Genomic DNA, 20,853 nt, shown 5'->3' on the forward strand with positions numbered 1-20,853 from the left:
AGCCGGTTGCTGGACGACGACCCAATAATAATGAGAAGAGGCATCGTCATGTGCACGTTTCCCCACTGTCGCTGTTCCCGCCGGCTTAGCTGCCGAAACCGGATCGCCTGATCCCGACCTCCTTTTTTGTGACAGCGTCAGCCCCGGCTGGCACCTGTTCGACTGCGTTCTTTGCGTGGAATAAAAATAATGAACCAGCCTCAGTCTGCTGTAGGAAACTGCCTCGACGTGCAGTCCTTCATCAACGCTCAACCCATTTCGCGCTACCAATGGCGGGTGGTGATCCTGTGTTTCCTGATCGTCTTCCTCGATGGCCTCGACACCGCGGCCATGGGTTTTATCGCGCCGGCATTGTCCCAGGACTGGGGCATCGATCGCGCCAGCCTCGGCCCGGTGATGAGTGCGGCGTTGATCGGCATGGTCTTCGGCGCCTTGGGTTCCGGGCCGTTGGCTGACCGCTTCGGGCGAAAAGTCGTACTGGTAGGCGCGGTGTTGTTGTTCGGTGCGTTCAGCCTGGCATCGGCTTACAGCACCAACGTCGATCAACTGCTGGTGCTGCGTTTCCTCACCGGTCTGGGCCTGGGCGCCGGCATGCCGAACGCGACCACGCTGCTGTCCGAATACACCCCGGAACGCAAGAAATCCCTGCTGGTGACCAGCATGTTCTGCGGCTTCAACCTCGGCATGGCCGGAGGCGGATTCATCTCGGCCAAACTGATCCCGGCCTTCGGCTGGCACAGCCTGTTGATGATCGGCGGGATTCTGCCGCTGATGCTCACCGTCGTTTTGCTGTTGTGGTTGCCCGAGTCGGCGCGCTATCTGGTGGTGCGTAATCGTGGCACCGACAAAGTGCGCAAGGCCCTGGCACCCATCGACCCGACAGTAGTTGCCCAGGCTTCGAGCTTCAGCGTACCGGAACAGAAAACCGTGAAGGCACGCAATGTGTTCGCGGTGATCTTCTCCGGCACTTACAGCTCCGGCACGTTGTTGCTGTGGCTGACGTACTTCATGGGGCTGGTGATTGTTTATCTGCTGACCAGTTGGTTGCCGACGCTGATGCGTGATAGCGGCGCGAGCATGGAGCAGGCCGCATTCATTGGTGCGCTGTTCCAGCTTGGTGGGGTGTTGAGCGCAGTGGGCGTGGGTTGGGCGATGGACCGGTTCAATCCGCACAAGGTAATCGGCACTTTCTACCTATTGGCCGGGGTGTTTGCCTACGCGGTAGGGCAGAGCCTGGGCAACATCGCCGTACTGGCGACCCTGGTGCTGGTGGCCGGGATGTGTGTCAACGGCGCGCAATCGGCAATGCCGTCGCTGGCGGCGCGGTTTTACCCGACTCAAGGGCGGGCAACCGGTGTGTCGTGGATGCTCGGAATTGGCCGCTTCGGCGCGATTCTTGGGGCGTGGATGGGCGCAACGTTGCTGGGCCTGGGCTGGAACTTCGAGCAGGTGCTGACGGCGCTGGTGATTCCGGCCGCGTTGGCGACCACGGCGGTGGTGATCAAGGGCATGGTCAGCCATGCGGATGCGACCTGATCCGGCTTGAAATGATCGTTCCCACGCTCTGCGTGGGAACGCCTCAATGGACGCTCTGCGTCCGCTTTTGGGACGCGGAGCGTCCCTGGCTGCGTTCCCACGCAGAGCGTGGGAACGATCTGAGAGAGAACGATAGTGAGGTAACAATCTGTTCGATAAACGAACACTCAGTCGATTATCGGATTGTTTGGGTTTTTCCAGAGGCTTAATCTTCAGTCATTCCGGCGCTGCGCATCGGCGCCTTTTTCCCACACTGTCGGTTAATAATAAACGGGAGCCTGCCCCATGGCTGAAATCCTTTCGCTGCATGACGCGGTGAAGCAGTTCGTCAACGACGGCGATACCGTCGCGCTCGAAGGCTTCACTCACCTGATTCCTACGGCGGCTGGTCACGAAATCATTCGTCAGGGCAAGAAAGACCTGACCCTGGTGCGGATGACGCCTGACTTGATCTACGACCAGTTGATCGGTGCCGGTTGTGCTCGCAAACTGATTTTCTCCTGGGGCGGCAACCCCGGCGTCGGTTCGCTGCACCGTCTGCGTGACGCAGTCGAGCGGCAGTGGCCGCATGCGCTGGAAATCGAAGAGCACAGCCACGCCGACCTGGCCAATGCCTACGTCGCGGGCGCTTCGGGCCTACCGTTCGCGGTGCTGCGTGCCTACGCCGGTTCCGACCTGCCGAAGGTCAACCCGCTGATCAAAACCGTCACGTGCCCGTTCACCGGCGAAGTGCTGGCGGCGGTGCCGTCAGTGCGCCCGGACATCACCGTGATTCACGCGCAGAAAGCCGACCGTCAAGGCAACGTGCTGCTCTGGGGCATTCTCGGTGTGCAGAAAGAAGCGGCGCTGGCGGCCAAACGCTGCATCGTCACCGTCGAAGAAATCGTCGACGATCTCAATGCACCGATGAACGCTTGCGTGCTGCCGACCTGGGCCTTGAGCGCGGTCTGCCACGTACCGGGTGGCGCGCATCCGTCCTACGCCCACGGTTACACCGAGCGTGACAACCGCTTCTACCAGGCCTGGGACCCGATTGCCCGCGACCGTGAAACCTTCACCGCGTGGATCAACGAGTACATCCACGGCTGCGCTGACTTCAGCGAGTTCCAGGCCAAGCTGGCCGCTGCTTCGGAGGCCAAGTAATGACTTACACCACCAATGAAATGATGACCGTCGCCGCCGCCCGCCGCCTGAAAAACGGTTCGGTGTGCTTCGTTGGTATCGGCCTGCCGTCGAAAGCCGCCAACCTGGCGCGACTGACGTCCTCGCCCGATGTAGTCCTGATCTACGAATCGGGTCCGATCGGTGCCAAGCCGAGCGTGCTGCCGTTGTCGATCGGTGACGGCGAGCTGGCGGAAACTGCCGACACCGTCGTCCCGACCGGTGAGATTTTTCGCTACTGGCTGCAGGGCGGGCGCATCGACGTCGGCTTCCTCGGCGCCGCGCAAGTCGACCGCTTCGGCAACATCAACACCACGGTCGTCGGTGACTACCATCAGCCAAAAGTTCGCCTGCCGGGTGCCGGTGGCGCGCCGGAGATCGCCGGTTCCGCCAAGAGCGTGCTGATCATCCTCAAGCAGTCGGCGCGTTCGTTCGTCGACAAGCTCGACTTCATTACCTCGGTCGGCCATGGCGAGGGCGGTGATTCGCGCAAACGTCTCGGCCTGCCGGGCGCCGGTCCTGTCGGCATTATTACCGACCTGTGCATCATGGAACCGGAAGCCGGCACTCATGAATTCGTGGTCACCGCGCTGCACCCAGGCGTGACCCGCGAGCAAGTGATTGCGGCCACCGGTTGGGCGATTCGTTTTGCCGACACGGTTGAAAACACTGCCGAGCCAACCGAGGTCGAGCTGACCGCGCTGCGTGATCTGGAAGCCCGTACCGCGGCGGCCCACGGCCAAGCACCCGGAGAAGCCTGATGCGTGACGTTTATATCTGCGATGCGATTCGTACCCCCATCGGCCGTTTCGGCGGTGGCCTGTCGGCGGTCCGCGCCGATGACCTGGCCGCCGTGCCGATCAAGGCGTTGATGGCGCGCAACCCATCGGTGGACTGGAACGCGGTGGATGAGGTGTTCCTCGGCTGCGCCAACCAGGCCGGCGAAGACAATCGCAACGTGGCTCGCATGGCGTTGCTGCTGGCGGGGCTGCCGGAAACCATTCCGGGCGTCACCCTCAATCGCCTCTGCGCTTCGGGCATGGACGCCATCGGCACTGCGTTTCGGGCTATCGCCAGCGGCGAGATGGAGCTGGCGATTGCCGGTGGCGTCGAATCGATGTCCCGCGCGCCATTCGTGATGGGCAAGGCCGATGCGGCGTTTTCGCGCAACATGAAGCTGGAAGACACCACCATCGGCTGGCGTTTCATCAACCCGTTGATGAAAGCCCAATACGGCGTCGATGCAATGCCGCAAACCGCCGATAACGTGGCGGACGATTACCAGGTTTCTCGCGAGGATCAGGACGCTTTCGCACTGCGCAGTCAGCAACGGACAGCCGCCGCGCAAGCCGCAGGATTTTTCGCCGAAGAAATCGTTGAAGTGCGCATTGCCCACAAGAAGGGTGAAACAGTGGTCAGCCAGGACGAACATCCTCGCGCCGACACCACGCTGGAAACCCTGGCCAAACTCAAACCGGTCAACGGCCCCGACAAAACCGTCACCGCCGGCAATGCCTCCGGTGTGAACGACGGTGCTGCAGCGCTGATTCTGGCCTCGGCCGAAGCCGTGAAGAAACATGGCCTGACCGCCCGCGCCAAAGTGCTCGGCATGGCCAGCGCCGGTGTCGCACCACGGGTGATGGGCATCGGCCCGGTGCCGGCGGTGCGCAAATTGGCTGAGCGCCTGGGCTTGGCGGTTAATGATTTCGACGTGATCGAACTCAACGAAGCTTTCGCCAGCCAGGGCCTGGCGGTGCTGCGTGAACTGGGACTGGCGGATGACGCGGCCCAGGTCAACCCGAACGGTGGCGCCATTGCCTTGGGCCATCCGCTGGGCATGAGCGGTGCACGTTTGGTACTGACCGCACTGCATCAACTGGAAAAGACGGGCGGCAAGAAAGGCTTGGCGACCATGTGCGTCGGTGTCGGTCAGGGCCTGGCCTTGGCGATCGAACGGGTCTGACACACTTGGCTGTGAATAAGCAGTGTCGACTAATAAGAATTGAGGAAAGCGCAATGACTGACAAACCAGGTTACCGTCGCCCGCAGGCGGGCACTCAGCCGGAATACCTGCACCCTCCTTATCAATCCACCAACCTTCGTTCGCCGTCCAAGCCGTTGGTGTTTTTGCCTCATTCGCTGTCGGAAATCACCGGCCCGACCATCGGTGCCGAGCGTATTCAGGAGCGGGACAACGACCTGACCGCCCAGCACTCGGGGGAGCCATTGGGTGAGCGGATCATCATCCACGGCCGTGTGCTGGATGAAGACGGTCTGCCGGTGCCGGGCATTTTGGTGGAGATCTGGCAGGCTAACGCCGCCGGTCGTTACAACCATGCCCGTGACCTGCACGACGCGCCGCTGGACCCGAACTTCACCGGCACCGGCCGCACCGTGACCGATGCCGATGGCTGGTACCTGTTCCAGACCATCAAGCCTGGCGCCTATCCGTGGGGTAATCACCACAATGCCTGGCGCCCGGCGCACATCCATTTCTCCCTGTTCGGGCCGAGCATTCTGACGCGCCTGGTGACCCAGATGTATTTCCCGGGCGACCCGTTGCTGGCTTACGATCCGATCTACAACTGCGTGCCCGATACCAGCGCCAAAGAGCGTTTGATCGCCAGTTTCGATCTGGAAAAAACCATCCCTTCCTATGCCCTCGCTTATCGTTGGGACATCGTCTTGCGCGGCCGCGACGCCACGCCGATGGAGAAATAAGATGACGCTGAACGCGACCACGTCCCACACCGTCGGACCGTACTACCACATTGGCCTGACCTGGCTGAATCGTGAAGACCTGACCGTTGAACAGACCCTCGGCGAGCGTGTGGCGATCACCGGGCAAGTCGTCGATGGCAATGGCGACTTCGTCAACGACGCCATGCTCGAAGTCTGGCAAGCCAACGCCGCTGGCAAGTACGACCACCCCGAAGACGATCAGGACAAACCCCTGGACCCGAACTTCGAAGGGTTTGGCCGGGTGCCGGTGGATGCGCAAGGGCGCTTTCGCTTTACCACGATCAAGCCGGGCACCGTGGAAGGTCTGAAGGGCACGACCCAGGCGCCGCACCTGGTGGTGCTGGTGTTTGCTCGCGGGTTGGTGAAGCACTTGCTGACGCGGATTTATTTCGATGGCGAACCGGCCAACGTGGCGGACCCGCTGCTCGAATGCGTGCCCGCCGAACGTCGTAGCACCTTGTTGGCGAAGCAGGATGCTTCGGGTGTTTATCAGTGGAATGTGATTCTGCAGGGGACGGATGCGGAGACGGTGTTCTTCGATTATTGAGTGATCGTTGCTCTTGTGGCGAGGGAGCTTGCTCCCGCTGGCTTACGAAGCAAGCCCAAACCCGGCTGACATGATGTATCAGGCAAACCGCGCCAACCGGTTTTACGACTGCTTCGCAGCCGAGCGGGAGCAAGCTCCCTCGCCACAGAGATTGCATTGCTCTCAGGTTATGCATCTGCGGAACGGGATTGTTGCAAAGTATGTCTAGACTCTCACGGTCCCCACAGAGTGAAAAAACAATGACAACTCTCACAACGCTCTACACCGGTGAAGAACGCAGCAAAAGAATCTTTGCGATTGTCGGCGCCTCGTCCGGCAACCTGGTCGAGTGGTTCGACTTCTACGTCTACGCCTTCTGTGCGATCTACTTTGCCCCCGCCTTTTTCCCGTCCGACAACCCCACGGTACAACTGGTGAACACCGCGGGCGTGTTCGCTGCCGGGTTCCTGATGCGCCCCATCGGCGGCTGGATCTTCGGCCGGTTGGCGGATAAACACGGGCGCAAGAATTCGATGCTGATCTCGATTCTGATGATGTGCTTCGGCTCGTTGCTGATCGCCTGCCTGCCGACCTACAACAGTATTGGTGTCTGGGCGCCGATCCTGCTGCTGTTCGCGCGCCTGCTACAAGGCTTGTCGGTGGGCGGTGAATACGGCACCACCGCGACCTACATGAGTGAAGTCGCCCTCAAGGGCCAGCGCGGGTTCTTCGCGTCGTTCCAGTACGTGACGCTGATTGGCGGCCAGTTGCTGGCGGTGTCGCTGGTGGTGATCCTGCAGCAGTTCCTCAACGAGGATGAATTGCGTGCCTACGGCTGGCGGATTCCGTTCGTGGTCGGTGCGGTCGCTGCGTTGGTCTCGTTGTTCCTGCGTCGTGCGCTCAAGGAAACCAGCAGCAAGGAAATGCGCGAAAACAAGGACGCCGGCAGCATCGGTGCGCTGTTCCGCGATCACAAGGCCGCCTTCATCACCGTGCTGGGTTACACCGCCGGCGGTTCGCTGATTTTCTACACCTTCACCACGTACATGCAGAAGTACCTGGTGAACACCGCCGGCATGCACGCCAAGACCGCCAGCTACATCATGACCGGCGCATTGTTCCTTTATATGTGCATGCAGCCGTTCTTCGGCATGCTTGCTGACAAGATCGGTCGGCGTAATTCGATGCTCTGGTTCGGCGCCCTCGGGACGTTGTGCACCGTACCGATCCTGTTGAGCCTGAAAAGTGTCAGCAGTCCGTTCCTGGCTTTTGTGTTGATTACCGTGGCGCTGGCGATCGTCAGTTTCTACACCTCGATCAGCGGTCTGGTGAAAGCCGAAATGTTCCCGCCAGAGGTGCGCGCCTTGGGCGTCGGCCTGGCGTATGCGGTGGCCAATGCGATTTTCGGCGGTTCGGCGGAGTATGTGGCGCTGAGCCTTAAAAACGTGGGCATGGAAAACTCGTTCTACTGGTATGTCACGGTGATGATGGCGGTGGCGTTCCTGTTCAGCCTGCGTCTGCCGAGACAGGCGAAGTATTTGGAAAACGACCTTTGATCTTTCCGCGGGGGCCTCACTGGCCCTCGCCTGCAAGGACTGTTTATGAATCAGCGACCGGGCAATCAATTGTTCGATGCCTACTTCACGGCACGCGACATGCGTGAGGTGTTCTGCGATCAGGGCCGGGTTCAGGCCATGCTGGATTTCGAAGCCGCACTGGCCCGGGCCGAGGCGCGGGTGGGCTTGATTCCGCAAGCGGCTGTCGCGTCTATCGAAGCGGCCTGTAAGGCCGAGCATTACGACTTCGCCGCTCTCGGCGAGGCAATTGCCACGGCGGGCAATTCGGCGATTCCGTTGGTCAAGGCGCTGGGTAAGCAGATCGCCAAAAGCGATGCTGAAGCCGAGCGCTACGTGCATCTGGGCGCGACCAGCCAGGACGTGATGGACACCGGCCTGGTGTTGCAATTGCGCCGCGCGCTGCACCTGATCGAAGCTGATCTGGCGCAGCTGGGGGAAACCCTTGCGACCCAGGCCAAGCGGTACGTCGCCACGCCACTGGCCGGGCGCACCTGGTTGCAACACGCGACACCGGTCACCCTCGGTATGAAGATCGCCGGTTGGCTGGGCGCGGTGACTCGTAGCCGCCAGCGTTTGCTGGAACTCAAACCGCGCCTGCTGGTGCTGCAATTCGGCGGCGCTTCCGGCACGCTCGCGGCCCTCGGTGAGCAGGCGATGCCGATTGCCGAAGCCTTGGCCGCGGAACTGCAACTGACTTTGCCGGAACAACCCTGGCACACCCAGCGTGATCGTCTGGTGGAGTTCGGCGCGGTGCTGGGCTTGATCGCCGGCAGCCTCGGCAAACTCGGCCGCGACATCAGCCTGTTGATGCAGACCGAAGCCGGCGAAGTGTTCGAACCGTCGGCGCCGGGCAAGGGTGGTTCCTCGACCATGCCACACAAACGCAACCCGGTGGGCGCGGCGGTGCTGATTGGTACAGCGACGCGGGTGCCGGGTTTGCTTTCGACTTTGTTCAGCGCGATGCCCCAGGAACACGAGCGCAGCCTGGGCCTGTGGCATGCCGAATGGGAAACCCTGCCGGAGGTCTGCTGTTTGGTGTCGGGCAGCCTGCAACAAGCACTGTTGGTGGCTGACGGACTGGAAGTGGACGCGATGCGCATGACCCGTAACCTCGACCTGACCCAGGGCCTGGTGCTTGCCGAAGCGGTGAGCATCGTCCTGGCGCAGCGGGTCGGTCGTGACACCGCGCACCATCTGCTGGAGCAATGCTGCAAGCGTGCCGTGGCCGAGCAACGTCATCTGCGCGCGGTACTCGGCGACGAGCCGCAAGTGACCGCCGAGTTGTCGGACGCTGAACTCGATCATCTGCTGGACCCTGCCCATTACCTCGGTCAGGCCCATACCTGGGTCGAGCGAGCGGTGGCTGAACATTTTGCGTTGACTGCCTGAAGGAGACTGCTGTGGCATTCGTACAACTCGCCGAAGGCGAACTGCACTACCAAATTCAAGGGCCGCAACTCGATGGACCGGCGGATGCGCCGGTACTGGTGCTGTCCAACTCACTGGGCACCAACCTGCACATGTGGGACGCGCAGATCCCGGCGTTCGCCGAGCATTTCCGGGTGCTGCGTTTTGACACCCGTGGTCACGGCAAGTCATTGGTGACGCCGGGGCCGTACAGCATCGAGCAACTGGGCCGCGACGTGCTGGCGCTGCTGGATGCCTTGCACATCGAGCGCGCGCATTTCTGTGGTCTGTCCATGGGCGGGTTGATCGGTCAATGGCTGGGGATCAACGCCGGTCAGCGTTTGAACAAACTGATCGTGTGCAACACCGCGGCGAAAATCGGCGATCCATCGGTGTGGAACCCACGAATCGAAACCGTGCTGCGCGACGGCGCGGCGGCGATGGTTGCCCTGCGCGATGCGTCGATTGCACGCTGGTTTACCCCGGATTTTTCCGCCGCCAATCCGGCAGCGGCGAAGCAGATTACCGACATGCTCGCGGCCACTTCGCCTGAAGGTTATGCGGCCAATTGCGCGGCGGTGCGCGATGCCGATTTCCGCGATCAGTTGTCCTCGATCAAGGCGCCGCTACTGGTTATCGCTGGCACCGAAGATGCGGTCACACCGCCATCTGGCGGGCATTTCATCCAGGAACATGTGCAGGGCGCCGAGTACGCCGAGTTCTACGCCGCGCACCTGTCCAACGTCCAGGCCGGCGCTGCGTTCAGCGACCGGGTGCTGGCGTTTCTTTCAGGTCATTGAGGGATTTTTTGTGGACGAGAAACAACGTTACGACGAGGGCATGAAAGTCCGCCGCGCAGTGCTCGGCGACGCCCACGTCGACCGCAGCCTGAACGCGCTGACCGAGTTCAACTCGGAGTTCCAGGAGATGATCACCCGCCACGCCTGGGGTGACATCTGGACCCGCCCGGGCCTGCCGCGCCACACCCGCAGCCTGATCACCATCGCCATGCTGATCGGCATGAACCGCAACGAAGAACTCAAACTGCACCTGCGCGCCGCCGCCAACAACGGCGTGACCCGCAGCGAGATCAAGGAAGTGATCATGCAGAGCGCGATCTATTGCGGTATTCCGGCCGCCAACGCGACGTTCCACCTGGCCGAGTCGGTGTGGGATGAGTTGGGGGTTGAGTCGCGGGAGTGATCCGCGAAAGTTGTGTTGCCTGAGCTGAAGCCTTCGCGGGCAAGCCTCGCTCCTACGGGGAGATGCATGATCCCTGTAGGAGCGAGGCTTGCCCGCGAAGGCGTTTTAGAGTCTTACAGAAGGCTGATCGGATAGCTGACGATCAACCGATTCTCATCGAACTCGTTGTTGCTGAAGTCGCGGCGGATGGTGGAGTTGCGCCATTTGACGTTGAGGTTTTTCAGCGTACCGCTCTGTACCGTGTAGCCCAGTTCGCTTTCGCGGCCCCATTCCTTGCCGTCGCTGGTGGTGGCGGTGTGTACGTTGTCACCGCTGATGTAGCGGTTCATCAGGGTCAGGCCCGGCACGCCCAGAGCTGCGAAGTTGTAGTCGTGGCGCACTTGCCAGGATCTTTCCTGGGCGTTGTCATAGCTGGCGTTGTAACTGTCGTTGGCCAGGGTGCCGCCGCTGGTGCCGTTGACCCGCATCCAGGCGCTGTCGCCGGTGAGTTTTTGCAGGCCGACGTAGAAAGTGTTGCCACCGTATTTGGCCGAGAACAGGCCCGACCAGGTCTTGTTGTCCAGCTCGCCCGCCCGCGCGCTGCCGTCATCCTTGCCGTAGAAGAACCCGAGGTTGGCGCCCAGCGTCCAGTCGCCCAGTGGTTGGGTGTGGATCAGGTTGACGTATTGCTGGCTGTAGATGTCTTTGAGTTCAGCATTCCACAGGCCGATCTGAGTGCGCTTGTCGTTGAAGACGTATTCGCCGCCCTGGAAGTTGAAGCGGTCTGACTTGAAGGCCGCTTTGCCGGTCATCGACATGTCGCTCATGCTGCTGTCGTCGCGCGGGCTGTTGGCGCGGAACTGGCCGCCGTAGAGCGTCAGGCCATCGATTTCCTTCGAAGTGATCTGGCCGCCACGGAAGGTTTGCGGCAGCGAGCGACCGTCGTCCGAACGCAGGATCGGCAGCACCGGCATCCATTCGCCGACCTTCACTTCGGTCTGGGACAGCTTCGCCTTGAACGCCACGTTGGTGCGACCGAAGTTGTCCGCCGGGCGACCATCGTGATCCAGCGGCAGCAACTGCGTCCCACCGGTGCCTTTACCGCCGTCGAGCTTGACCGAATACAACCCCAGCACGTCCATGCCGAACCCGACGGTGCCCTGGGTGAACCCGGATTTGGCATCGAGGATAAAGCTTTGCGTCCACTCTTCAGCCTTACCCTGGCTCTTGGTCGGATTGGTGAAGTTACGGTTGATGTAGAAGTTGCGCAGGTTGAGGTTGACCTTGGCACCTTCGACAAAGCCCGCTTCCTCGGCCAAGACGGGCAGGGCCGCGCCGGCCAGTGCGATGGCGATAAGGCTAGGGAACAAATACTGCGTGGTGGAGGAAGTCATGGACTCGGGTCTCTCTAATTGTCAGGGATAAGGCAGTACACAGCCGCAACCAAGGGGTCGCAGACAAAAAATCGAATCGGATAAGGGGGCGGGCGGGATCAGCCGGAGCGCAGAGGGCGCGTAGTCATGGTGTCGGACCTTATTGTTATTGATTTTTGCGGGTGCGGACAATGGTGCGAGGGATGGGCGGGGGGATTCAATTGGGGGGGATGGGGTTTTGGGCGATTAACGAACACTAATCGACGCCAGCCTGGGCGCGGACGGTATGAGGCATTCTTAATAAAATCCCATAGTTATTCGGGTTGATAAGGAGGGTAGGGAGATGTGTACTATTAATGGCACCTTGTTGTTTTGTTAATGTTAGATGGAAGTGTTTATTGCTTTAGTTGTAAGACGTTTCCTACAGCGCTGGCTGTCATTAAAGGTAGATCGATAATCGCCAGTTAAACTTAAGAATTGGTGTTGTCGGTTATCGTAAAAAGATTTAAAGAGAGCCATGGGCTTGGCTGGAAAAGAAAAGAGGCCTTGCTATATTCAAATTCCTCAGGCGGGCAAAAGAAACTCTCATGGTTCGTCAGGGGATGTTTTTCGTCATGCCGAAATAACAAGGAGAAGTACCATGGGTAATAAAGTCAACCAGGAACGTTTGGCCTCGGTTCTGGGACGGGCCGTGCTGGACGAAAAATTTGCCAGCGCCTTACACAGTGATCCGGCAGGGGCGGCTAAAAATATTGGCGTGCATTTAAGTACTGACGAGATCGCTGCGGTTAAAGGTATTGATGCTGCAAAACTGACGGCAGCTTCCTCCAGTATCCGGAACAACCTGGGGATACGCGCGGTATTTGATACACAGAACCAGCAGCAACAAGCGCGCATGGATTAACGGTGGGTGATGCCATTTGGCGTGCCATGAAAGGTGGGCTTTTACGGTGGTACGCCGAATGGCCTTGTCAGACTCATGACCTGAAGCGCTCGGGCACGGAGTGAATGACTCATGTCTGTCACCTTGGCTCCAATGAATGACGCGGACTTTGTGACGTTCGCCGAAAGAGCCCTTGCTGAATATGGCGACGGGATGGTCGCCGCCGGCGAGTGGGGCCAGGAGGAGGCGTCGCAAAGGGCACGAAGCGTCTTCGAGCAATTGTTGCCGCAAGGGCGACTGACTGAAAAGAATCAACTCTGGGTGATCCAGGATCAAGCGCGGCGCATCGGTGAATTATGGGTTGCCGAACGACACGCGGGCGCCGGTCGGATCGCCTTCATTCTGGATATTTACATTGACCTCGGCGAGCGTCGCCAGGGTTATGCAAAACAATCGCTGCTGGCCCTGGAGTCATGGGCGAGCCAGGCGGGATGCAGGGAAGTGCGGTTGCATGTCTTTGGTCGCAACGATGCGGCGCGTCGTCTTTATGAACAACTGGGTTATGGCATTGCCAGTCTGACAATGGCAAAGCCGTTGCCGCCAACCTAAGGGAAGGTTGAGAAATGGACATCGGTAACAGTGGTCAACGTGAGCTCTCGGTCGAGGATTTATTTCAGGGCACGACTTTCTTTGCGGATTCGGAGCCTTCGCGATTTGACGTCTTGCTGGAGCGTGTCAGTCGAAATCGATACACCAGCTTTGTTGCGCTGTACACCGAACTTTTTCAATTGTTTCCCAATGCCCCGCATCTGGCAGAATTTTTTGAGCAGGCATTTAATCTTATCGTCCCTCCGACCCGTGAACAGCGCTTGATTATTAATGATCCGGTGTTTCAAGTGTGGAATGTGCTGACGGCTCATTATGCCAATCTGGTCATTACGAAAAAGACAGAGGACAGGAGTGAGCTGGAAAAAATGCTGTTCGAATTTCCACAGATGTTAGTGCGCGTGAAAGCATCTGACAGTTCCCGCGTGAATCATTATTGCCCCCCCGTGCATCGGTTCGATGTCGATCCGCTGGTAGCGATAGTGATGCCGCCCAGTTATGAATTTCCGGAAGATGAAGCCGTTCGCAAACAGTTGGAGCGTAGCGGTTACTCCGTACGGTTTTTTTGCGACGTGGTGAATATTGCCCTGTTGCGCATAGAGCACACTTGGCCCGCCTGCCGCGAGCAAATCAAAAAACTGGTCAAGTCGATTTTTTATTTACCCGACGGTTCATTTCGAAGCTGTTCGGCTTCCCGCTTCACCGGAATCATCCTGTTGTCGAGCCGGGATGATTCGATACTCGATCTGGAAGAGTCCCTGGTGCATGAGGCCACTCATCAGTTGCTCTATCACATTGTCGAGGCGTGCCCGGTCGTTAAGGAAGAGACCTCGCGGGAGCCGTTGTACACCTTGCCGTGGTCGGGACAGAAACGTGACTTTTATGGCTACTTCCATGCGTTTTACGTGTACATCGCGTTGGTCAAATACCTGGGGCGGGTTCGTTCGCGTTCGACCGAAGAGCTGCAACGGGCGCAAAACCGTCTTTTGTACATTCTGCGAGGCTTGATCAAGGCATTGCCGGATTTCGAGGCCAGCAATGAATTCACCCCACAAGGACGTCAACTTCTGGAAAACCTCGCCAAAGAGGTCAGGGCACTGGAAAACCAATATGCCGGGCTGTTGGCGATATCGGGGACTGATACTGAGCAACAACGCTTGCTGGGTCTGACCGCCTGAAACCGGGGAGGCTCATATGGGGATGTTTGATGCCTCGTCCTATCCCGAGGCCGGAGTAGGGCTGGAATACCATTTGCCACGGCACAGGGCACAGGATGACCGGTCGGAGGAAGGACTCGACCCGACTGTCGAGCGAATTCTCGCTGAAGGCCTGCCGCATTTCGATTACGTCGAGTTTCAGCCGACCCATTGCATTTTGCAGCCTCGTTTACTTGACGTCAGCGCTCGAGTACCGAGCCTGCTGCATTCGTCCAGTTTGTCCCTGGGCAGCGTGGGCATCGCGATGGATCGCGAGTTTCTGCACATGACGCGGCGACTGTGCGACAAAACCCGCTCGCCGTGGCTGGCCGAGCATATTTCCTGGTCGCGTTTCCACGGTGGCGACACGCAGCACTTCATTTTGCCGACCCTGGCCCAGGAGGTGGCGGACACGGTGGTGGCCAATGCCATCGAATTGCGTGAGCTCACGGCAACGCTGCTGGTACTGGAAAACGCACCGCGGTTGTTTTCATTGCCGGGCGCACAAGAACAGTCTGAAGGCGAGTTCATCTCCAGTGTGGTGGAGCGCAGCGGTACGGGCTTTCTGCTGGACCTCGACAGCGCGATCACGACCGTCAGAACCCAGGGTTACGACCTGAACGACTATTTGCGTTCGTTGCCGCTGGACCGGCTGATTGAGATTCATACCGGCCATCCGCGGCGGGATTGGGACATTTTGCGTGAATTGTTTAGGTCATCCCCGGTGAAAGCGATCACCCTGGAGTGGGATATTTCGCGCAAAACCGATGACGAGGAACTGTTGACCTTGATCAAGGCCATCAAATCCTTGAGGCCCAAGGCCCTGTTCTGGCAGGGGCTTGATCAACAGGGCGATAAACAGACAGCGTCGGAGGGGGCGCAGACCCTACTGAAACTCAGGGAAAGCACCTGGCTTAGCGTTGGCTCGGCGTCGTTTTTTATCCGGGACCGGCAGCAGGACCTGAGCCTGGAGTTTGACGTGACGTTGCTGCCGTTACTGCGCCACTTCCTGAGCCCGCAGACGCTGGAGAGCGCTTTGTTGCTGCCGGGGGTTTTGCAGAGTCCGGCACAGGAAGACAACCTGGCATTCCTGAGGGCGCTGGTCAGCCACGGTGTTTTGCTGCCCGTCGCCAATCAATCGGACAGCGCCTCGTCCGAGGAAGATAAACATCCGCTCAACCTTTGGACCCGCTGGGATGCAGCGCTGGAGTTTTACCTGAGTACCCGGACCGGCTCGCACACGCCCTACATCAGCGTCGCCGAGCTGGAAACGGAGCTGGAGCAAAAGGCCTCGGCGCAACCTCAGCCGTCGGCGTTCAAGGACTATTGGTCCCATCCGTTCATTGCCCTGGAAAACCCGCTGTTGCCTGCCTGCGCGATCGCTCAGCCGACGCTGCTGGACTCGCTGTGCAATCGCCGCACGTCGCGAACCTTCAGTGATCAGCCGTTGAGTTCGGAACAACTGTCTCTGTTGCTCTACTACACCTGGGGCGCGACCGTCGTGCAGCGCAACCGCATGGGCGACTACTTCCTGAAGAAGACCTCGCCAGCCGGCGGTTCGCTGCAGGGCACCGAGGTGTATGCGGTGCTGATGAATGTGCAAGGTTTCGAACGGGGTCTTTACCACTATTCGGTACGTCGCCACGGGCTGGAGCTGCTTTCCCTGGAAGATCCACGGGCCTGGATCAGCGAGGCCTGTGGCGGTCAGACTTGGATCGAGGATGCGGCAGCGGTGTTCGTTTCCACGGCGCGGGTCGAGCGGATGGCCTGGAAATACGAATTCAGCCGCGCACTGCGGGTGGCGCTGATGGATGCCGGGCATCTGAGTCAGACCTTTTCCCTGCTGGCCACCGCCCTGGACCTGGGCAGTTTCACTACCGCAGCGTTACGCGACGAAATGTTCGAAAACCGCTTGGGGCTCGATTATCTGGAAGAACCGGTGTTTCTGGTCAATGGCGTTGGGGTGTGAAGTGAACAGGCTGGTTTATTCACGGCCAACAAAAAGCCCACCAAGTGGTGGGCTTCGTGTTTACGGCGCTATCAGAACAACTTCATCTTCGGCGCTTCTTCTTTCAACGGCTCGTTCTTCGCCGTCTGTTCATTCCAGCCACCGCCCAACGCCTTGTACAGGTTGACCGCGCTGGTTAGCTGCGCCAGGCGGTCGGTGATCAGCGCCTGTTGGGCACTGAACAGCTGGCGCTGGGCGTCGAGGAAGGTCAGGTTGCTGTCGACCCCGATGCGATAACGACGCTCGGCCAGACGGTAGTAGTCCTGGTTGGCGCTGACGAAATCACGCTGAGCCTGCAACTGCTCGGTGTAGGTCTGGCGTGCGGCCAGGCCATCGGCGACTTCCTGGAAGGCCGTTTGAATGGACTTCTCGTAGTTCGCCACGCTGATGTCTTTCTGGATTTTGGAGTAATCCAGGCTGGCACGCAGGCTGCCGGCGTTGAAGATCGGCAGGTTGATTTGCGGCTGGAACAACCAGGTGCCCGAACCACCCTTGAACAGACCGGACAGGTCCGGGCTCAGGGAGCCGGCATTGGCGGTCAGGCTGATGCTCGGGAAGAACGCCGCCCGTGCCGCGCCGATGTTGGCGTTGGCAGCCTTGAGGTTGTATTCGGCCTGGAGGATGTCCGGACGACGTTGCAGCAAGTCCGACGGCAGGCCGGCCGGCACGTCGCTCAGCAGGTCGTCCGACAGTGGCTTGGCTGCTTGCAGATTGCCCGGGATACCGGTGCCGAGCAGCAGCACCAGGCTGTTTTCATCCTGGGCGACCTGACGGGTGTATTTGGCCTGTTGCGCACGGGCGTTTTCCACCGAGGTACGTGACTGGGCCAGATCCAGCGCCGAGGCTACGCCCACTTCGTTGCTGCGCGAGGTGAGCTTGTAGCTCTCCTCGAAGGCACCGAGGGTTTCCTGGGTCAGTTTCAGCAGTTCCTTGTCGGCCTGCCAGGTCAGATAGGCATTGGCCACGCTGGCCACCAGACTGATCTGCGTGCTGCGCCGTGCTTCTTCAGTGGCGAAGTACTTCTGCAGGGCCTCTTCGCTCAGGCTGCGCACCCGACCGAACAGGTCGAGTTCATAGGCGCTGATGCCGACGGTGGCCGAGTAGGAGCTGCTGATGGCCGCATTACCGGACTGCGAGGACCGTGCCGGAATCCGCTGACGACTGCCGCTGCCGGTGGCCGAAACCGCCGGGAACAGGTCGGCGCGCTGGATGCGGTATTGAGCCGCATAAGCGTCGATGTTCAGCGCCGCGACGCGCAGGTCACGGTTGTTCTCCAGCGCGGTCTGAATCACCTGTTGCAGCGCTGGGTCGTGGAAAAACTGCTTCCAGCCCTGTTCAGCGGCGGTCTGGTTGGGCGCCTGGGCCGGCGAATACGCCGGGCCTTGCGGGTATTGGCCCGCCACCGGTGCTTCAGGCCGCTGATAATCGGGTATCAGCGAGCAGCCACTCAGCACGAAAGCGGTGACTGCCAGGGAGAGTAGCGACTTGCTCATTAGCCAGCCTCTTGAGAAGTTTCAATGGCGTCATCCTGGTCGGCGACTTTGCGCTGGCCCATGGACGACACGGTGACGAAGAATAATGGAACCCAGAAGATCGCCAGGATCGTTGCCGTGAGCATACCGCCAATCACCCCGGTACCGATCGCATGTTGGCTACCCGAACCTGCGCCCGTGGAAATGGCCAGCGGTACCACGCCGAGCACGAATGCGAGCGAGGTCATGATGATCGGTCGCAGACGCATCCGGCAGGCTTCGATCGCTGCATCGCGCAGGCTACGCCCTTGCTCATGTAGTTCCTTGGCGAACTCGACGATAAGAATGGCGTTTTTCGCCGCCAGACCGATGGTGGTCAACAGCCCCACCTGGAAATACACGTCGTTGGACAGGCCGCGCAGGCTGGTCGCCATCAGCGCACCGATGATCCCCAGCGGCACGACCAACATGACCGCGATCGGGATCGACCAGCTTTCATACAACGCCGCCAGACACAGGAACACCATCAGCAGCGACAAGGCGTACAGCGCTGGCGCTTGCGAGCCGGACAGACGTTCCTCGTACGACAGACCGGTCCAGGAAATACCGACACCTGCCGGCAGTTTCTTGGCCAGGGCTTCGACTTCGGCCATGGCTTCACCGGTGGAATAGCCGGGCGCCGGGGCACCGAGGATTTCCATCGCTTCCACGCCGTTGTAACGGGCCAGTTTCGGCGAACCGTAGATCCACTGACCCTTGGCGAACGCCGAGAACGGAACCATGGTGCCGGCGCTGTTGCGCACGTACCACTTCTTCAGGTCTTCAGGGCTCATGCGAGCGCCGGGCAGGCCTTGCACGTAAACCTTCTTCACACGACCGCGGTCGATGAAGTCATTCACATAGCTACTGCCCAGGGCAATCGACAGGGTGTTGTTGATGTCGGTGAGGGTCACGCCCAGGGCGCTGGCCTTCTCATCGTCGATTTCCAGCTGGTATTGCGGCTCGTCGTTCAGACCGTTCGGACGGACTTGCGACAGGACCTTGCTTTGCGCCGCCATGCCGAGGAACTGGTTACGGGCTTCCATCAGCTTGTTGTGACCGATACCGGCGCGGTCCTGAAGGAACACGTCGAAACCGGTGGCGTTACCCAGTTCCAGTACCGCTGGTGGCGCAAAGGCAAACACCATGGCGTCGCGGAAGGTAAAGAAGTGCTGTTGGGCACGGGCCGCCAGTTTGAACACGCTGTTGTCGGCGTTACGTTCGTCCCACGGTTTGAGCATGATGAACGCCATGCCCGAACTCTGGCCACGGCCGGCGAAGTTGAAGCCGGTCACGGTAAACACCGAGGCCACCGCATCGCCTTCGCCGCCATCCTTGCTCGGACGCAGCAGGAACTCGCGCATTTCATCCACGACCACTTGCGTGCGCTGGGAGCTGGAACCGGCCGGGGTTTGCACCTGGGCAAACAGTACGCCCTGGTCCTCTTCCGGCAGGAACGCCGTTGGAATGCGGGTGAACAGCCAGATCATGCCGACCAGGATGATCAGGTACGCCAGCAGGTACGGAGCCTTGTACGCGAGCATGTTGCCGACGCCGCGCTCGTAGCTTTTGACGCCACGGTCGAAGTTGCGGTTGAACCAGCCGAAGAAGCCGCGTTTCGGCGTGCCGTGCTCGCCTTTCGGAATCGCCTTGAGCATGGTGGCGCAGAGCGCCGGGGTGAAGATCAATGCAACCATCACCGACAAGGCCATGGCCGAAACGATGGTGATCGAGAACTGCTTGTAGATCACACCGGTGGAGCCACTGAAGAACGCCATCGGCAGCAGTACCGCCGACAGCACCAGGGCAATACCGACCAGGGCACCCTGGATCTGCCCCATGGATTTCTTGGTGGCCTCCTTGGGTGACAGGCCTTCTTCGCTCATGACCCGTTCGACGTTTTCCACCACGACGATGGCATCGTCCACCAGCAAGCCGATGGCCAGCACCATACCGAACATGGTCAGGGTGTTGATGCTGAAACCGAATGCCGCGAGGATCCCGAATGTACCCAGCAATACCACCGGCACGGTCATCGTGGTGATGACGGTGGCGCGGAAGTTTTGCAGGAACAGGAACATCACCAGGAACACCAGCACGATCGCTTCGACCAGGGTTTCAACCACACCCTTGATCGACTCGGTCACCACCGGGGTGGTGTCGTACGGGAACACCACTTCCATCCCTTCGGGGAAGAACGGTTTCAGGTCGTTGATGGTTTTGCGCAGGGCCTTGGCGGTATCGAGGGCGTTGGCGCCGTTGGCCAGTTTCACCGCCAGACCGGAAGCCGGGCTGCCGTTGAACTGAGCGCTGACGCTGTAGTTCTCGCCACCCAGGCCTACTTCGGCGACGTCTTTGAGGCGAACCTGCGAGCCGTCCTTGTTGACCTTGAGCAGGATTTCCTTGAACTGCTCGGCGGTCTGCAGGCGGGTCTTGCCGATGATCGTAGCGTTCAGTTGCTGGCCGGGCAGGGCAGGCAAGCCACCGAGTTGACCGGACGAGACCTGGACGTTCTGCGCCGCGATGGCGGTTTTCACGTCCACCGGGGTCAGGTTGAAGTTGTTCAACTTGGCCGGGTCGAGCCAGATCCGCATCGCGTACTGGGCACCGAAGACCTGGAAGTCACCGACACCGGCGGTCCGCGAGATCGGGTCCTGCATGTTCGACACGATGTAGTTGGACAGATCGTCCTTGGTCATGCTGCCGTCACGCGACACCACGCCGATGACCATCAGGAAGTTTTTCACCGACTTGGTCACGCGGATGCCCTGCTGCTGCACTTCTTGCGGCAGCAGCGGGGTGGCCAGGTTCAGTTTGTTCTGGACCTGAACCTGCGCGGTATCGGAGCTGGTGCCCTGCTCGAAGGTCGCGGTAATGGTCATGCTGCCGTCAGAGTTACTTTCCGATGAGACATAACGCAGGTTGTCGATACCGTTGAGCTGTTGCTCGATCACCTGCACCACGGTGTCTTGCACGGTTTGTGCAGACGCGCCCGGGTAAGTCACAGAGATCGCAATGGCCGGAGGCGCAATGCTCGGGTATTGGTTGATCGGCAGTTTGAGGATCGATAAAGCCCCGACCAGCATGATCACCAGGGCAATTACCCAAGCGAAAATCGGACGGTCGATAAAAAATTTCGACATGG

Annotated in this window: 17 protein-coding genes; 14 read left to right on the forward strand and 3 right to left on the reverse strand. The window is 59.9% G+C overall.

The features are described 5' to 3' along the window. Nucleotides 1–189 precede the first annotated feature (189 nt). From pcaK to pcaC, 10 genes are all read left to right on the forward strand, one after another. Nucleotides 190–1,536 carry a 4-hydroxybenzoate transporter PcaK gene (pcaK, locus tag AC1RO5_RS18775; protein WP_493176861.1) on the forward strand — a complete coding sequence of 449 codons (1,347 nt, stop codon included), beginning with the start codon at nucleotides 190–192 and terminating at the stop codon, nucleotides 1,534–1,536. Nucleotides 1,537–1,821: 285 nt separating this feature from the next. Then, nucleotides 1,822–2,679: a CoA transferase subunit A gene (locus AC1RO5_RS18780; protein WP_018926877.1), complete on the forward strand. Its 858-nt coding sequence runs from the start codon at nucleotides 1,822–1,824 to the stop codon at nucleotides 2,677–2,679. Beyond that, the gene (locus AC1RO5_RS18785) at nucleotides 2,679–3,458 is read left to right on the forward strand and encodes a CoA-transferase subunit beta (RefSeq protein ID WP_111455065.1); all 780 of its coding nucleotides are present in this window, start codon (nucleotides 2,679–2,681) and stop codon (nucleotides 3,456–3,458) included. Before AC1RO5_RS18780 ends, AC1RO5_RS18785 begins: the two co-directional genes overlap by 1 nt. Then, nucleotides 3,455–4,660, forward strand: a complete 1,206-nt coding sequence (gene pcaF / locus AC1RO5_RS18790) for a 3-oxoadipyl-CoA thiolase (protein ID WP_493177013.1) — start codon at nucleotides 3,455–3,457, stop codon at nucleotides 4,658–4,660. The genes AC1RO5_RS18785 and pcaF overlap by 4 nt, the downstream gene beginning before the upstream one ends. 53 nt (nucleotides 4,661–4,713) lie before the next feature. Further along, nucleotides 4,714–5,418, forward strand: a complete 705-nt coding sequence (gene pcaH / locus AC1RO5_RS18795; protein ID WP_493176863.1) for a protocatechuate 3,4-dioxygenase subunit beta — start codon at nucleotides 4,714–4,716, stop codon at nucleotides 5,416–5,418. A gap of 1 nt (nucleotide 5,419) precedes the next feature. Further along, nucleotides 5,420–5,986 (forward strand): protocatechuate 3,4-dioxygenase subunit alpha, encoded by a 567-nt coding sequence (gene pcaG, locus AC1RO5_RS18800; RefSeq protein WP_493176865.1) that lies wholly within the window; start codon nucleotides 5,420–5,422, stop codon nucleotides 5,984–5,986. Nucleotides 5,987–6,225: 239 nt separating this feature from the next. After that, nucleotides 6,226–7,521 (forward strand): MFS family transporter, encoded by a 1,296-nt coding sequence (locus tag AC1RO5_RS18805; protein ID WP_493176866.1) that lies wholly within the window; start codon nucleotides 6,226–6,228, stop codon nucleotides 7,519–7,521. Nucleotides 7,522–7,566: 45 nt separating this feature from the next. Continuing rightward, nucleotides 7,567–8,931, forward strand: a complete 1,365-nt coding sequence (locus tag AC1RO5_RS18810) for a 3-carboxy-cis,cis-muconate cycloisomerase (RefSeq protein WP_493176868.1) — start codon at nucleotides 7,567–7,569, stop codon at nucleotides 8,929–8,931. Nucleotides 8,932–8,942: 11 nt separating this feature from the next. Next, on the forward strand, nucleotides 8,943–9,749 hold the full coding sequence (gene pcaD / locus AC1RO5_RS18815; protein WP_493176869.1) for a 3-oxoadipate enol-lactonase: 807 nt from the start codon (nucleotides 8,943–8,945) through the stop codon (nucleotides 9,747–9,749). A 10-nt stretch (nucleotides 9,750–9,759) separates the two neighbouring features. After that, entirely contained in the window at nucleotides 9,760–10,152 is a 393-nt protein-coding gene (gene pcaC, locus AC1RO5_RS18820; RefSeq protein ID WP_007935810.1) for a 4-carboxymuconolactone decarboxylase, read from the forward strand. Nucleotides 10,153–10,265: 113 nt separating this feature from the next. On the opposite strand, the gene AC1RO5_RS18825 is transcribed toward pcaC, so the two are convergent. After that, a complete protein-coding gene (locus tag AC1RO5_RS18825; RefSeq protein WP_493176871.1) occupies nucleotides 10,266–11,525 on the reverse strand; it encodes an OprD family porin in 1,260 nt (419 codons plus the stop codon). Nucleotides 11,526–12,144: 619 nt separating this feature from the next. Here AC1RO5_RS18825 and AC1RO5_RS18830 point away from each other — a divergent pair. From AC1RO5_RS18830 to AC1RO5_RS18845, 4 genes are all read left to right on the forward strand, one after another. Next, the gene (locus AC1RO5_RS18830; protein WP_019647907.1) at nucleotides 12,145–12,408 is read left to right on the forward strand and encodes an Os1348 family RiPP precursor; all 264 of its coding nucleotides are present in this window, start codon (nucleotides 12,145–12,147) and stop codon (nucleotides 12,406–12,408) included. Nucleotides 12,409–12,519: 111 nt separating this feature from the next. Further along, on the forward strand, nucleotides 12,520–12,996 hold the full coding sequence (locus AC1RO5_RS18835) for a GNAT family N-acetyltransferase (RefSeq protein WP_493176873.1): 477 nt from the start codon (nucleotides 12,520–12,522) through the stop codon (nucleotides 12,994–12,996). Between the two features lie 14 nt (nucleotides 12,997–13,010). Then, entirely contained in the window at nucleotides 13,011–14,171 is a 1,161-nt protein-coding gene (locus AC1RO5_RS18840; protein ID WP_493176874.1) for an aKG-HExxH-type peptide beta-hydroxylase, read from the forward strand. A 16-nt stretch (nucleotides 14,172–14,187) separates the two neighbouring features. Continuing rightward, complete coding sequence (locus AC1RO5_RS18845; RefSeq protein WP_493176878.1) at nucleotides 14,188–16,158, forward strand: multinuclear nonheme iron-dependent oxidase; 1,971 nt, start codon at nucleotides 14,188–14,190, stop codon at nucleotides 16,156–16,158. Nucleotides 16,159–16,229: 71 nt separating this feature from the next. On the opposite strand, the gene emhC is transcribed toward AC1RO5_RS18845, so the two are convergent. Then, complete coding sequence (gene emhC, locus AC1RO5_RS18850; protein WP_493176881.1) at nucleotides 16,230–17,690, reverse strand: efflux RND transporter outer membrane subunit EmhC; 1,461 nt, start codon at nucleotides 17,688–17,690, stop codon at nucleotides 16,230–16,232. Continuing rightward, nucleotides 17,690–20,851, reverse strand: a complete 3,162-nt coding sequence (gene emhB / locus AC1RO5_RS18855; protein WP_493176885.1) for an efflux RND transporter permease subunit EmhB — start codon at nucleotides 20,849–20,851, stop codon at nucleotides 17,690–17,692. Before emhB ends, emhC begins: the two co-directional genes overlap by 1 nt. Nucleotides 20,852–20,853: the final 2 nt, after the last annotated feature.

Source organism: Pseudomonas sp. GW822-FHT02G04 (assembly GCF_058802085.1).